The organism is Flavobacterium sp. N502540, assembly GCF_025947365.1.
Taxonomy (GTDB): domain Bacteria; phylum Bacteroidota; class Bacteroidia; order Flavobacteriales; family Flavobacteriaceae; genus Flavobacterium.
In genome coordinates this window covers 3,589,261-3,603,580 of sequence record NZ_CP110012.1, presented here as the reverse complement: position 1 = coordinate 3,603,580, position 14,320 = coordinate 3,589,261, and the positions used below count along the sequence as shown (strand labels likewise).

Sequence of the window (14,320 nt, the reverse complement as noted above, 5' to 3'; positions counted from 1 at the left end):
CTGGGCAATCCTTTAATTGTTTAACCGTTTAATCGCTAAACAAAAACAATTAAACGGTTAAACAAATCAACGGTTAAACCATAAAAAATGAATTATCTACTCCCCTTATTCTCTGTACTTTTAGGTTATATGGTGGCTTTGTTTTTAAAACCAAAGAGCAAAACCAATCTAAAGCTGCTGCTTGCGTTTAGCGGTTCATTTTTATTGTCCTTAACCGTAATGCATCTGTTACCGGAAGTTTATGAAACACATAAGCACAATATTGGTATCTTCATCATGCTTGGAATTTTATTCCAGATTATACTGGAGTTTTTCTCTAAGGGAGCCGAACATGGGCACGTTCATGGGCACGCTAAGATGTCACAGATTCCGTGGCTGCTCTTTACCAGCTTGTGTATTCATGCTTTTCTGGAAGGTTTTCCGGTAAGCCATCATCATGGTCTGGCTCTTGGAATTGCTATTCATCATTTACCAATTGCCGTAATTCTGACCACCTTTTTTATCAATGCAGAGCTGAATAAAAAAGCCATTTTTGCTTTCATGCTTACATTCGCAGTTATGACCCCATTGGGTACCGTTGCCTCTGAATATTTACCGGTTCTAAGCAAATATTACACTGAAATTACAGCCATCGTTATCGGAATTCTGTTTCACATTTCCTCAACCATTATTTTCGAAAGCAGCGAAGGACATAAATTCAATGTTGCCAAAGTCTCTATGATTGTTCTGGGGATTCTTTTAGCTTTTATATTGTAGTTTGGAAACCCGGGAAGCAGAAAACTTTCTTCTCTGCTTCTCACATTTCACACCTTACATTCTAAAACCTAATTTCCTGTTCTGTTTTTCTCCTCCTGATTTCCAAAATCACGCTGTTTCACGTTTATTTTTTTGTTTCCAAAATTGTAAATAACAGATAAACGTAAAAATCGGTTTGAAAAATTCTGACTGTACACCTGCTTTACGCCATTTACAACCGAAACTAAATCTTTTAAATAAGAAGTATTAAAAATATCATTGGCTAAAAAAGCAATCTGCAGGGATTTATTTAGCATATCCTGTTTAAAACCAATATCAAAACTCGACATATACCCTGTTTTGTACAAACCGCTTTTAGAAGGTGTATTGTAATTAAAATCAATTTGAAGTTTACTCGTTTTGCCCAATGAGAATGTATTATTAGTTGAAAAATTAACTTCTAAGCTATTGGATGGCGTGGCATTGATATTTTTTACAAACTTTGTTTTTGATCCTAAGAAATATAACGTGTTTTCACTTTGCCACCAGTCTGCAAAACTAGCCGAATAACTCTCTCCAACCCCATACTTTAGATCTCTGAAATAATTCTCTCTGGTTACAATTTGCGTATTGGTTTCGGGAATTGAGGTAAAAATCACACCATAACCGTCATTGATCACATTCAAGAAAACACTGGTTCGCAAAACTCCTTTATACGAATGACTAAACTCAAAATTATCACTAAACGAAGGTCTTAAAAACGGATTTCCTTCAGAATAACTGTTGCTGTTAATGTAGTTACGAAATGGATTCAGCAAATCAAACTGAGGTCGGCTGATTCTTTTTCCATAATTAAAACTGAAATTATTACTATCATTTTCTTTGTATGAAACATAAACCGTAGGAAACAATCTCAAATAATTATTTTTTGTTTTCTCGTTTAAGGTTTCTGAAAAACCACTCGTTTGAGTATTTTCAAGGCGCAATCCCAATTGAAGATTCCATTTCTCATTGATTTTTTTATCTCCGTTAACGTACACTGCCTGATTGTTCTCCGTATACCTGAATCGGTTGGACTGATTGGGATCCAATTCCGGTGTTCCTGTAATCGTGTTGTAGTAAAGCACATAACTCTTACTGTTTGTAAAACTCATTTTTGTACCATATGACAAATTGAATGCTGTAAGCGGATGTTCCATGTCTGCCTTAAAGCTCCAGTTATCAATATCCTGATCGGAAACATTTCTTGCCGACTGATTAATGCCTGCAAATGAATTATCTGGTCTGTAATTGTTGGCGATTGCATTTCGGTCGAATTTTGAATTGTAATTAAAATAATCCACATCAAAAGACAATTTTCTGTCTAAAGAATCCAATTTTGCAATCAAATGCCCGTGATAAGTTTGATTACCGGACCGTTTATCCACAAAACTATTGTTCAGGATATAATTGTCCAGTTCATTTTTAGTATTGTAATTATTAATTCTGATATCCGACTTAAAATCCGGATTACTTCTGTCTTTTAAAACCTGAAAACCTACGGTTATACGATCTGAAAAATCATAATCCAAAGCTAATTTTCCGGACAAACTTTCATCGGTAAATTTTGTATTGATAATCATCTCAGAAAGTCCATCAGGGAAATACATGTTTAGAAATTCATCGGCAAATCGGTGTCCTTTCTTGCCATTAATACTGGCAGAAAACCTGAACTTATTTTTGTTGTAAAAGAAATTATCTCTTAAAGTCAAAACCCCGTATTTATTCTGATCATAAGTAGCTGTGGAAGTGTTTTTCCAGGAATTTCGGGTACCTTTTTTTAACACAATATTAATCAGCCCTCCTGCTCCTTCAGCTTCGTATTTTGCGGGAGGAGTACTGATTATCTCAATGCTTTTAATATCTGCCGCCGATATCGATTTTAAATAGTTGTTTAGTTCTTCTCCTGTTAACTCAACGATACGTCCGTCAATCATCACACGGGAAGTCCCTTTTCCTAATATACTGATCGTCTCTTTTTGAACCACAACACCAGGTGCGGTATTGATGGCGCTTAAAGCATCACCACCAACATTTGTGACATTATTTTCGAGATTATAAACCAAACGATCTGTTTTTTGCTCGATGGTATTCTTTTTAGTTTTAATTACCACTTCTCCCAGCTGAGTAGTATTCTCTTTCAAGACTATAATTTCTAAATCGGTATCTTTTTTAATCGCGATCTGCTTTTCGTAGTCTACAAATCCCAGCAGACTTATTCCAATTTTATAAAAGCCTTCTTTTAAGTTAAGTTCAAAAGAGCCGTCCGGCTTACTGGTTGTTCCTTCAATAATTTTCCCTTCTGAATTGAATACGGAAACATCTGCCCATTCTAATGCAGTTGTTTCACTGGCTATTTTCCCTTTTAATTTTGCAGTTGTTTGTGCTAAACCTAACATCGGTAATACTAAAATAATAAGGAGGTAAACTTTTTTCATGATTTCTGGTTTTAACTTGTTCGATTAATTATGAAGCAAAGTTGTTGCAGAAATTTTCGGAATTCGACCGACAAAAAAAAGTCGAACTCATTTTCTCAACAGAAATGAGTTCGACTTTTTTCGTCACGGAGTAGTACTTTATGCAAAGCCCTTATTATGAGGCGTTCCGAAAAGCTGTAGGGGTTAGATTTGTATATTTTTTAAAAGAGGTATTAAAGGAAGATTTTGAATTAAAACCTACTTCATACAAAATTTCCAAAACTGTAAGCTGACTTTTGGACTGATCTTTCAGTATATTCATTGCTTTTTGAATGCGATATTCGTTTACAAAATCAAAGAAATGCTGATCGATATGATGATTGATTAAAACAGATAAATCCCGAACCGGAATATTGATTTGATTCGAAAGTTCCTGAATGGTAAGCGACGGGTCCAGAAAAGGCTCTTTTTCGGTCATGTAAAGCTTCAATGTCGCAATTTGATCTGAAATCACTTCGTTTTGATGCTCCTTTTCTCCGACATTATTAATCTGTTTAGGAAGAATATCTTTGGCCAATTGCAGTTTAGAATCGATACCGCGAAAAAGATCCGGATGATTCAGTGCTTTTAATACAAACCAGCAGGTTATTACCAAAACCATAAACTGCAGTATTACATTGGTCCAAATCCATAACGAATCATAATTTACATATCTTAAAGCATTCTTAATGATACATAAATAATACAAAACAAAGAATATAGCTGCTATCTGAAGCAGCCATTTAAAAACAGAACTTCTGGGATTGGTATAATTTTCCTCATATATTGCTTTGTATTTTTTTAAGACCAAAGCTACTCCAATGCTGTAAAATACAATTTGCAAGGCCAGAGCAAGAAACAAAAAGAACATCTCCGGCGATTGATCACGCTGGTTGTAAAACACTATTTTTTCGGCATTCGTTAAAAAATAAAGTCTGAACATATAAAACACATTCAGGAGTACAAATGGAATTGCGTGTAGTAAATGTTTCGATCTCAATCTAAAATCTGTGAAACAAACAGATAAAACGTACAGATAGAAAAAAGGCAAAACCAGAGAACAAGCTGTCCATCTGAAAAATTCTAAGTTAAAATGGGCTTTTATAAACTCATCATCTATAAAAATACCGCTGTTATCAAGGGCAAAAAATATTAAATAGAAAGCAAACAGCCGGTTTGTCAATTTATTCTTTGTTTGCACTGTGAGTAAAAAGAAGGCCAGTAAAAAAGAAACAAAGACTGATATTTTTGCGATACTCGTTAAAAAGCTAATTATATCCATTCCAAATTTTTAATTATTTAACAAATATAATGTTTTAGTTGTTTTAATAAAGGCTCAACAGAGCAATCATTTCATCAGAAATTACAACAAAAAAAAATCTAAATCTTCACGACTTTAGGTCGCAAATTTCGGGATTGCAAGAAAAAAGATTAATTTTGACCCAGTTCAATTAACATGAAAAAATGGCCTTTACAAAAACCACAGAACAGTCCTCAAAATACGAACATTTAGAAAAAATGTCAGTTCATGAACTTCTGGTTAACATCAATCAGGAAGACAAAACTGTTCCTGATGCAGTCGAAAAAGCGATTCCGCAAATTGAAACTTTAGTCGCACAGGTAGTTTCTAAACTAAAATTAGGCGGTCGATTATTTTATATCGGTGCGGGAACATCCGGACGCTTAGGTGTTGTTGATGCTTCAGAATGTCCTCCAACTTTTGGTGTTCCTTTTGATTTAGTAAACGGAATTATTGCCGGTGGTGATACTGCCATTCGTCGTGCCGTAGAAAATGCCGAAGACAATGCAACTCAAGCCTGGATTGATTTACAGGCGAATCATATTGATCAAAACGATGTAGTAATTGGCATCGCGGCTTCAGGAACTACTCCTTATGTGATTGGCGGTTTAGAAAGCTGTAATCAAAACAATATTCTTACGGGCTGTATTACTAACAATGCAGGAAGTCCTTTGGCGCTTACTGCTCAATTTCCGGTTGAAGTGGTTGTAGGTCCGGAATTTATCACTGGAAGCTCCCGAATGAAAGCCGGAACAGCTCAAAAATTAGTGCTGAATATGATTTCGACTGCTGCAATGATTCAGCTTGGAAAAGTAAAAGGTAATAAAATGGTCGATATGCAATTGAGTAACATCAAATTGGTAGATCGCGGTGTAAAAATGATTATGGGAGAAATTCCTGTTTCCTACGAACAAGCCAGCGAATTATTAAAAAAATATGGCAGCGTACGAAATGCTGTGGACAATTATAATCGTTAATGTGAAATGTTTTTGGTAAAATGTTTTTGGTAAGATATGAGATGTAAAATGAGATTATGCCTATCTAGCCGTAAATTTCAATAGGTACTAAACCTGAAACTTGAAACCTGAAACATTAAAACCTGAAACATTAAAACCTGAAACTCTCAAAACCTAAAACAAAAAAATGGCAACAAATAAAGAATTATTAGGAAAAGGAATTAAATATTTATCGGGTTCATTGCCTTTATTGTTTATTGGGCCGTCGCTAATTTATAACGCTTTTATGAATCAGCATACCAACTGGCATTATCTGGTTTTGGGAATTGGAATTGTGGCTTGTTTAAGCGCTATGTTTTTGATCTTTTACGGATTGAAAGTCATTATGAAAGGTTTATTTAATGACTAATTTGTATCTTTACTCAAATTCTTTATTATGGATATTCAAGCAGAACTAAAGTGGATTCATCAGGAAATTGATAAAGTAAAAGACCCTTCGTTTGTTGAGAAGCTAAAACATCTTTTACAGTCTGTAAACAACAGTACAGTTGATTCAGACAAAGCCTACAATTTAGACATTGAAGACGCTCTGGAAAACATCAAAAAAGGCAACTTTTATACGGAAGATCAGGCTAAAGAGATTGCAGAAAAATGGGGAAGAAAATAATTTGGTCTAGCAGTGCTTTGAATCAATTAGAGGACATTCATTTTTACATTTTCTTTGAAAGCAAATCAATTTCAATTGCTGATAAAGTTGTCAATACTATTTTTTGACAGTACCGAAATTCTTAAAACTCAACCCGAAATTTATAAACACGACACTCAAAAAACCAATAATGATGGTAGTTTCAGAGTTTATTCGGTTTACAATTATTCGGTTTCCTATCAAATAACAGAGGAAATCATTTATATCCTTAGGGTACGTCACAATGCACGAAAATCTAAAAAACACTCATGGAAAGTCTAATTCACATTCAAAAAACCTTCGAAAAAGTTACCTATATTGACAAAAAAATAAACAATCGGGAGTTTGAAGATTGTGTTTTTAAGAATTGTGATTTCTCGAATAGCAATTTTGCTTATAATACCTTTTTAGACTGCGAGTTTATCGATTGCAATTTATCAATGACAAGTTTGTCCGGTACCAGTCTGAAAAATGCTACATTCAAAAATTGCAAGCTTCTTGGAATTGCTTTTAACGAATGTGATGATTTTCTATTCCAGGTTTATTTTGAAGAAAGTACATTAGATTACGCTGTGTTTTCGAACAAAAAAATGCCTAAAACTAAATTTATCAACTGCTCTTTGCGCGAGGTTTCTTTTATAGGATGCAATCTAACCAATTCTTTATTTGACAATTGCAATCTCGACGGGGCTATTTTTAACGATACACAGCTGGCAGGCGTCGACTTTAGAACTGCCTACAATTATAAAATTGATCCTGAATTTAACCCTATGCGAAAAGCACAATTTTCAACTCAGGGTATTGTAGGGTTATTAGACAAATACGATATTAAAATTGTATAGTTTTTTTGCCACGAACTTGTGACAAAAAATAAAAACTCATTTCCGCTAAACCAAATGTATCACTATGAAAGCAACTGATTCCTATTTAGAAAGCGTTAAAAAACAGTTTTTGTACTATAAAATGCTGGGGGAAAAAGCCATTGCACAATTAGAACCCGAACAGCTTTTTGTTACTCTCAATGAAGATACCAACAGCATTGCTACGATTGTAAAACACGTTTCAGGCAATATGCTCTCACGCTGGACCGATTTTTTAACGTCTGATGGCGAAAAAGAATGGCGCAATCGCGATTCGGAATTTGAAAATGATCTGAAATCTAAAGAAGAAGTCCTGCTGATCTGGAACAAAGGCTGGGATTGTTTGCTGAATGCCTTAAACAGCTTAAACCCGGAGCAGCTTTCAGACATCATTTATATCCGTAACGAAGGTCATACCGTTATTGAGGCAATCAACAGACAGCTGGCACATTATCCTTATCATATCGGACAGATTGTTTTTTATGCCAAACAATTAAAGAAGGGCGACTGGGACAGCTTATCGATTCCAAAAAACAAATCCGGAAATTACAATGCCGAAAAGTTTGCCAAAAAAAAAGAAATCAAGAACTTTACAGATGATGAATTGAAGCGATTGAAATGATAGAATTTCATGCAGATCTTGGCGGATTATACTGGTGGATTCTCATCCGATTCTGCAAAACAAAACTGGCTTCAGAACAAGGTTTTGAAAACAGAAAAAGGAACTTGTTTTTTCTGACTTTTTTAAACTTTTTAGTTCTATTTTTATTTTTATCCTTTTGTTATTATAAATATAAATAATCTTTGTACTTCAAAAATCCTCTAATAAATACTAATGCCCTAGCCCTGATGGAAGCGGTATCCTTTTATGTCTGCCGCAGCTGACGGAAAAGATATAGCGTACAGCAGGAATCAGCTCCTTAAAAAAACAAATTACATTATGAAAAAAATTATATTCTTACTTCCATTATTAGGTTTAATGTCATGTTACAACGCAGAACACAACTGCAAAGATTTTAAAAATGGAAAATTCAAATTTGAATTTGAAGTAAATGGTGTCAAAAAAACCACTGTTTTTGAACGTAAAGACAATATCGAAATCGAAACTTTTGAAGGTAAAACAGACACTTCAACCATCAGATGGGTAAGTGATTGTGAATACATTTTACAAAAAAAACACCCTAAAAATATGGCTGAAGAAAAAGCCATCAGCATGAAAATTCTAACCACTTCTAAGGATTCTTACACTTTTGAATTTGGAATGGTGGGTTCTGACCAAAAACAACGTGGCACAGTAGTAAGAGTTGAGTAAATAATCTATTTAAATGTTTTAAAACACCTTTAGTATGGAAGTTTTTCTAAACCCCGATGTGTGGATTGCCTTACTGACATTGACTTTTCTAGAAATTGTCCTGGGGATCGACAATATTATTTTTATATCCATCGTCACGGGGAAATTACCTGAAGAAGATCGAAAGAGAGCCACCCGAATTGGTTTGTTTTTGGCCATGTTTATGCGTATCGCCCTGTTGATGGGAATTTCGTATCTGATTGCCATGAAAGCAACACTTTTCAGCATTCACTGGGGCTGGTTCGAAGGAGATTTTACCGGTCAGGCGGTCATTTTATTTCTGGGCGGTTTGTTCCTGATTTATAAGAGTACTAAAGAAATCAGCGAAAAAGTGGACCATCATGCTGAGGAGGAAAAAACACTTAAAACTGCTGCCAAAAAATCATTCTCGAACGTCATTATGCAAATCCTCCTGATCGATTTGATTTTTTCTGTAGACTCGATTTTAACGGCTGTCGGTATGACAAATGGTGTTCATGGTGCTTTAACGATCATGATTACAGCGGTAGTCATTTCGGTATTGATTATGATGTTGTTTGCGGTTCCTGTTGGAAATTTTGTCAACAAGAATCCATCCATTCAAATACTGGGGCTTTCATTTTTGATTCTGATCGGTTTTATGCTGATTACGGAAAGCATGCACTTATCGAATGCGGCACTTGCAGGTGAGCATATTGGAGCGGTACCGAAAGGTTATTTGTACTTCGCCATTTCGTTTTCGCTTGCTGTCGAATTTATCAATATGCGAATCCGAAAAAAACATTCGTCAAATTAAGTTATTTTGAAACTCTCGTTTGGGAATTAAAAACAACAGTTGGACAGAAAAGGGCTGAAAGCCCGAAAGCACAAACATAGCGCAACGCGTTATGAACTAAATTAATGAGGTGTGTTGCCCTGAAAGGGCAAAAGCATTTTTTGATCCCTACACAATCCTATAAAAAATGTTCAACTTCTTATAAGATTTCACACAAAATATGTCTGGAGCTTTTCGTTGCGATCTGGCTTTTGCCCTTTCAGGGCATAACCCATAATTGTTATCATCATTCATAGTGCTACGCACCATGCTCTTGCTGAAGCCCTTTCTGAGCTATTGGTTTTGATTAATTTCGTTCCGAAAGTTGATTTTTTTAACAAAATGCTTACGGCAAGAGAAAACTATGGCCTTATACACATAAAAAAAGAGGAAGTTCCAAAATTTTGAAACTTCCTCTTTTTTATTTTCTATTATTCAAGAACCAGACCTATCTGGCCATCATCATCTAATTCTGTTTCAACAGCGTCATCATCATCTCCGATTACCCTCTCCGGAACTTCTTCAACCGGTTCTTCATAAGGCAGAGGTTCTAACAGATTTACTTGTTTTAGCTTATCAGTCGTCAGTTGATTTCCGAGTGCTTTAAAACCTTTTACGGCAATAAAATCTTCAACATCAATATGTAAATCTTCTTTCTGAACTCCTTTTACTTTTGCAAAAACCAACTGGGCTACCGGACGGTAATCTGTTGATACAATTTCTAATTGCGAGTTCGGGTGATCTGTAATAAAACTTTCTTCTTTACCCTCATTTTCCACAAGGAAACGTTTTAAGAAGTAACGTTCTTTTTCTCCATCGTAATAGATTGCCGAAATTGGTTTTTTAGGTTTCCATTTTTCCAAAACAATCATATCCTCTTCGAAATGAGTCGATAATTCCGGAATAATCACCTTCAACTTACCGGCCTGACTTATGATCAAAATTTTATCGCTTGGTTTAAACTCTCCCAGCAATTCTCCTCGGGCATCAACATTTAAACGCTTAACGGTATCATCAAACCAGACTTTTCTTGGCAGCAAAGTCGAAATTCCTTTTTCTTTTAATTCTATTTTCTTGATTGGATATTTGGTAACCAAATTTCCTTTTGATCCACGTCCTTTGATGGCCAGTTTAGCAAAATCAATATCGAATTTCAGTTTTTTAATGGTTCCAATTTGACGCAGTAAAATAGTAACGACCTCTGCCTCTCCATTCGGATTATGCGAAAAATAAACCACCTGCGAACCATTTGTCCCGTTAGTCAGATCATACGCTTTATCACGTGTAACTCCGGTAACATTAAAACGCTTAATATAGGAAGGTCCGGATTTACCATCACGATACATCATGTTGTAAATCGTACGCTTATCGCTCTTATCAAAAACAGCGACGTGTATAATATCTTTTCCTATAAATGTTTTGGCATCTACTTTTGAAATCATCATTGTACCATCGCGCAGGAACACAATAACATCATCGATATCAGAACAATCGGCTACGTATTCGTCTTTCTTTAAACTGGTTCCTACGAAACCTTCTTCTCTGTTTACAAAAAGTTTTGTATTACGCAAAACAACTTTTGTAGCTTCGACATTATCAAAAACACGAAGTTCAGTCTGACGCTCGCGTCCTTTTCCGTATTTCTCTTTTAATTTAGTAAAGTAGGCAATTGCAAAATCCGTTAAATTCTCCAGATTGTACTCTACCTCCTTCATTTCATCTTCTAACTTCGCGATGAAATCATCGGCCTTGTCAGAGTCAAAACGGGTAATACGAATCATCGGTATTTGAGTCAAACGTTGTAAATCTTCATCGTTGATTTCTCTGACGAATGATTTTTTGAACGGCTCAAAACGGTCGTATAAATATTTGTAAAGTGACTCTCTATCTGAATACAATTTGAAGTCAATGTACATTTCTTCGCGGATAAAGATTTTTTCTAAAGTCGAGAAGTGCCATTTATTTTTTAATTCCTCTAACTGAATTTCCAACTCCTGACGAAGTAAATCAACGGTTCTGTGAGTCGATATTTTCAACATCTCAGAAACTCCGATAAACAAAGGCTTATTGTCTTCAATCACACAGCCTAAAGGTGCCACAGAAGTTTCACAAGCTGTAAAAGCAAACAGCGCGTCTATGGTTTTATCCGGAGAAACTCCCGGAAAAAGATGAATTAAAATCTCAACATCGGCTGCAGTATTGTCTTCAATTTTCTTGATTTTGATTTTACCTTTTTCGTTGGCTTTCAAAATACTGTCAATTAAACTCGAGGTATTGGTCGAAAACGGAATTTGTGTGATTACCAGTGTATTTTTATCCAACTGAGCAATTTTAGCACGCACACGCACACGTCCGCCACGAAGTCCGTCATTATAATTAGACACGTCGGCAATACCCTGCGTCATAAAATCAGGATACAGCGTAAAAGCTCTTCCTTTTAAGATTTTAATCGAAGCATCAATTAATTCGTTGAAGTTATGAGGCAAAACTTTTGTCGAAAGTCCTACTGCAATCCCTTCTGCCCCCTGTGCCAAAAGCAACGGGAATTTTACCGGAAGGTTGTTCGGTTCTGCACGACGACCATCGTAGGAAACACCCCAATCGGTAATTTTTGGAGAATACAAAACCTCTAAAGCAAATTTTGACAAACGTGCCTCAATGTAACGCGAAGCTGCTGCTCCGTCACCTGTTAAAATATTACCCCAGTTACCCTGACAATCGATCAATAAATCTTTTTGTCCAATTTGTACCATAGCATCACCAATACTCGCATCTCCGTGTGGATGATACTGCATGGTGTGACCAACAACATTGGCAACTTTGTTATAACGACCATCATCCAGCTCTTTCAAAGAATGCATAATACGACGCTGAACGGGTTTAAATCCGTCCTCGATAGCAGGAACTGCACGTTCCAGAATTACGTACGAAGCATAGTCCAAAAACCAGTCCTTGTACATTCCGGTAACTTTCGTAATTACGTCTTCACCTTCCTGTTCCTGATTTTCGTAAAAATGTGCTCCTTCAAAATGTTTGGCATCTACATCGATAATTTCATCGTCATCTCCTTCCTGAATGTTATCCAGGTTTTCTTCTGAATTATTCTCGTCGTCGCCCGGAATGATGTTATCGTCTTCTTCGTCTTTCATCTAATTATCTTGTAATTATAATTCATTTGTTTTCAAGAAGTTAATTTAAAAATCGCAGACAGTGACTGCGTTTTTTTGAAATCAAAAAATACTAGACATTGTCTAGTATTTTTATTTAAATCTTAAACTTCTTCTTCAACTGCATCCAGTTCCACCTTCAAATTCTTAATAATAAACTCTTGTCTGTCCGGTGTGTTTTTACCCATGTAAAAAGATAATAATTGCTCGATTGAGGTATTTTTATCCATCATAATTGGGTCAAGGCGAATGGTGTCTCCGATGAAATTTTTAAACTCATCCGGAGAAATCTCTCCTAAACCTTTAAATCGGGTGATTTCTGGTTTTGGTTTTAGTTTTTCGATCGCGTCTTTTCGTTCTTCTTCAGAATAACAATAGATGGTTTCTTTTTTATTACGAACCCTGAAAAGCGGTGTCTGCAAAATATATAAATGGCCTTCTTTAATTAACTCAGGGAAAAACTGAAGGAAAAAAGTAATCAACAGCAAACGAATGTGCATACCGTCGACATCGGCATCGGTTGCGATTACGATATTGTTGTAACGCAATTTTTCCAGTCCGTCTTCGATATCAAGCGCTGCCTGCAATAAATTAAATTCTTCATTTTCATAAACAATTTTCTTACTCATTCCATAGGAATTCAGAGGCTTACCACGCAAACTAAAAACGGCCTGTGTATTCACATCACGCGATTTGGTGATCGATCCGGAAGCCGAATCTCCCTCGGTAATGAAAAGGGTACTCTCCAGGTTTCTTGGATTCTTTGTATCCGGAAGATGCGCACGGCAATCTCTTAATTTCTTATTGTGAAGATTGGCCTTTTTAGCACGATCTGTAGCCAGTTTTCTAATTCCGGACAATTCTTTTCGCTCGCGTTCGGCCTGCAAAATTTTTCGCAATAAGGCTTCTGCGGTCGTTGGATTTTTATGCAGGTAATTGTCTAACTTGGTTTTGATAAAATCGTTCACAAAGGTACGAACCGAAACCGGGGGTGTCCCGTCATCAGAACCCATATCGGTAGAACCTAATTTGGTTTTAGTCTGAGACTCAAAAACCGGCTCCATAACCTTAATACTAATCGCACTCACAATCGATTTACGAACGTCAGATGCTTCAAAGTTTTTATTGTAAAACTCTCGAATGGTTTTTACAATTGCTTCTCTATAAGCTGCTAAGTGCGTTCCTCCTTGTGTAGTGTTTTGTCCGTTGACAAAAGAGTGATATTCTTCACTGTATTGCGTTTTACTGTGCGTTAACGCTACTTCAATATCATGCTCTTTTAAATGGATAATAGGGTATTCTAAATCTTCTTCATTGATGGTTTCTTCTAATAAATCACGAAGTCCGTTCTCCGAATAATATTTTTCACCGTTGAAAATAATGGTTAGTCCATTGTTCAGATAACAATAGTTCTTGACCATTTTGATCACATATTCTAAACGGAATTTGTAATTTTTAAAAATCGATTCATCCGGCGTAAAAGTTACTTTTGTTCCTTTTCGCTTGGTAGTATCAATCACATCTTCTTCAAGAACCAGATTTCCCGCTGAAAACTCTGCTGCTTTTTGTTTATCATCACGAACCGATTCTACACGAAAATAGTTCGACAATGCATTCACCGCTTTTGTTCCGACACCATTCAAACCAACCGATTTCTGGAAAGCTTTTGAATCGTACTTTCCTCCCGTATTCATTTTTGAAACAACATCCACCACTTTCCCTAACGGAATTCCACGTCCGTAATCACGAACCGAAACCGTTTTATCTCTGATAGTCACTTCAATAGTTTTTCCTGAGCCCATTACAAACTCATCAATACAGTTGTCCAGTACCTCTTTTAGAAGAATATAAATACCATCATCAGGCGAAGATCCGTCTCCCAATTTCCCGATATACATTCCGGGACGCATACGGATATGTTCTTTCCAATCGAGTGATCGAATGTTATCTTCGGTATATTGATTTTGCTCTAGCATAA

General features: G+C 36.0%; 13 protein-coding genes. 9 read left to right on the top strand and 4 right to left on the bottom strand.

Features of this window, described 5'->3' with window-relative positions; genetic code table 11:
• Positions 1-87 precede the first annotated feature (87 nt).
• A complete protein-coding gene (locus tag OLM58_RS15215; RefSeq protein WP_026110183.1) occupies positions 88-756 on the top strand; it encodes a ZIP family metal transporter in 669 nt (222 codons plus the stop codon).
• A gap of 68 nt (positions 757-824) precedes the next feature.
• Here OLM58_RS15215 and OLM58_RS15210 read toward each other — a convergent pair whose 3' ends face one another.
• Together OLM58_RS15210 and OLM58_RS15205 are read right to left on the bottom strand one after the other, a co-directional pair.
• On the bottom strand, positions 825-3,212 hold the full coding sequence (locus tag OLM58_RS15210; protein ID WP_264529604.1) for an outer membrane beta-barrel family protein: 2,388 nt from the start codon (positions 3,210-3,212) through the stop codon (positions 825-827).
• A gap of 154 nt (positions 3,213-3,366) precedes the next feature.
• Positions 3,367-4,173, bottom strand: a complete 807-nt coding sequence (locus tag OLM58_RS15205) for a helix-turn-helix domain-containing protein (RefSeq protein WP_264529603.1) — start codon at positions 4,171-4,173, stop codon at positions 3,367-3,369.
• 521 nt (positions 4,174-4,694) lie between these two features.
• Between OLM58_RS15205 and murQ the strand changes: the two genes are divergently transcribed.
• The 8 genes from murQ to OLM58_RS15165 all read left to right on the top strand — a co-directional run bounded on the left by murQ (position 4,695) and on the right by OLM58_RS15165 (position 9,157).
• Positions 4,695-5,507, top strand: coding sequence for an N-acetylmuramic acid 6-phosphate etherase (gene murQ, locus OLM58_RS15200; protein WP_264529602.1), 813 nt, complete (start codon positions 4,695-4,697; stop codon positions 5,505-5,507).
• Between the two features lie 166 nt (positions 5,508-5,673).
• Entirely contained in the window at positions 5,674-5,895 is a 222-nt protein-coding gene (locus OLM58_RS15195; RefSeq protein WP_264529601.1) for a DUF6095 family protein, read from the top strand.
• Between the two features lie 27 nt (positions 5,896-5,922).
• Positions 5,923-6,153, top strand: a complete 231-nt coding sequence (locus tag OLM58_RS15190) for a hypothetical protein (RefSeq protein WP_264529600.1) — start codon at positions 5,923-5,925, stop codon at positions 6,151-6,153.
• A gap of 87 nt (positions 6,154-6,240) precedes the next feature.
• Positions 6,241-6,453 (top strand): type II toxin-antitoxin system RelE/ParE family toxin, encoded by a 213-nt coding sequence (locus tag OLM58_RS15185; protein WP_264529599.1) that lies wholly within the window; start codon positions 6,241-6,243, stop codon positions 6,451-6,453.
• On the top strand, positions 6,441-7,013 hold the full coding sequence (locus OLM58_RS15180) for a pentapeptide repeat-containing protein (RefSeq protein ID WP_264529598.1): 573 nt from the start codon (positions 6,441-6,443) through the stop codon (positions 7,011-7,013). Before OLM58_RS15185 ends, OLM58_RS15180 begins: the two co-directional genes overlap by 13 nt.
• A 64-nt stretch (positions 7,014-7,077) precedes the next feature.
• Complete coding sequence (locus OLM58_RS15175; RefSeq protein ID WP_264529597.1) at positions 7,078-7,653, top strand: DUF1572 domain-containing protein; 576 nt, start codon at positions 7,078-7,080, stop codon at positions 7,651-7,653.
• Positions 7,654-7,971: 318 nt separating this feature from the next.
• Positions 7,972-8,343, top strand: coding sequence for a DNA topoisomerase IV (locus OLM58_RS15170; RefSeq protein ID WP_070907134.1), 372 nt, complete (start codon positions 7,972-7,974; stop codon positions 8,341-8,343).
• A 34-nt stretch (positions 8,344-8,377) separates the two neighbouring features.
• Complete coding sequence (locus tag OLM58_RS15165; RefSeq protein WP_264529596.1) at positions 8,378-9,157, top strand: TerC family protein; 780 nt, start codon at positions 8,378-8,380, stop codon at positions 9,155-9,157.
• Positions 9,158-9,606: 449 nt separating this feature from the next.
• Here OLM58_RS15165 and OLM58_RS15160 read toward each other — a convergent pair whose 3' ends face one another.
• Together OLM58_RS15160 and OLM58_RS15155 are read right to left on the bottom strand one after the other, a co-directional pair.
• Positions 9,607-12,324 carry a DNA gyrase/topoisomerase IV subunit A gene (locus OLM58_RS15160; RefSeq protein ID WP_264529595.1) on the bottom strand — a complete coding sequence of 906 codons (2,718 nt, stop codon included), beginning with the start codon at positions 12,322-12,324 and terminating at the stop codon, positions 9,607-9,609.
• Between the two features lie 122 nt (positions 12,325-12,446).
• Positions 12,447-14,318 carry a DNA topoisomerase IV subunit B gene (locus OLM58_RS15155; protein ID WP_264529594.1) on the bottom strand — a complete coding sequence of 624 codons (1,872 nt, stop codon included), beginning with the start codon at positions 14,316-14,318 and terminating at the stop codon, positions 12,447-12,449.
• Positions 14,319-14,320 lie beyond the last annotated feature (2 nt).

What these genes read in the sequence shown, in the direction of transcription:
- OLM58_RS15215 (WP_026110183.1), top strand. Translation starts at nt 88, where the DNA reads ATGAATTATCTACTCCCCTTATTCTCTGTACTTTTAGGTTATATGGTG.
- OLM58_RS15210 (WP_264529604.1), bottom strand. Translation starts at nt 3,212, where the DNA reads ATGAAAAAAGTTTACCTCCTTATTATTTTAGTATTACCGATGTTAGGT.
- OLM58_RS15205 (WP_264529603.1), bottom strand. Translation starts at nt 4,173, where the DNA reads ATGTTCAGACTTTATTTTTTAACGAATGCCGAAAAAATAGTGTTTTAC.
- murQ (WP_264529602.1), top strand. Translation starts at nt 4,695, where the DNA reads ATGGCCTTTACAAAAACCACAGAACAGTCCTCAAAATACGAACATTTA.
- OLM58_RS15195 (WP_264529601.1), top strand. Translation starts at nt 5,674, where the DNA reads ATGGCAACAAATAAAGAATTATTAGGAAAAGGAATTAAATATTTATCG.
- OLM58_RS15190 (WP_264529600.1), top strand. Translation starts at nt 5,923, where the DNA reads ATGGATATTCAAGCAGAACTAAAGTGGATTCATCAGGAAATTGATAAA.
- OLM58_RS15180 (WP_264529598.1), top strand. Translation starts at nt 6,441, where the DNA reads ATGGAAAGTCTAATTCACATTCAAAAAACCTTCGAAAAAGTTACCTAT.
- OLM58_RS15175 (WP_264529597.1), top strand. Translation starts at nt 7,078, where the DNA reads ATGAAAGCAACTGATTCCTATTTAGAAAGCGTTAAAAAACAGTTTTTG.
- OLM58_RS15170 (WP_070907134.1), top strand. Translation starts at nt 7,972, where the DNA reads ATGAAAAAAATTATATTCTTACTTCCATTATTAGGTTTAATGTCATGT.
- OLM58_RS15165 (WP_264529596.1), top strand. Translation starts at nt 8,378, where the DNA reads ATGGAAGTTTTTCTAAACCCCGATGTGTGGATTGCCTTACTGACATTG.
- OLM58_RS15160 (WP_264529595.1), bottom strand. Translation starts at nt 12,324, where the DNA reads ATGAAAGACGAAGAAGACGATAACATCATTCCGGGCGACGACGAGAAT.
- OLM58_RS15155 (WP_264529594.1), bottom strand. Translation starts at nt 14,318, where the DNA reads ATGCTAGAGCAAAATCAATATACCGAAGATAACATTCGATCACTCGAT.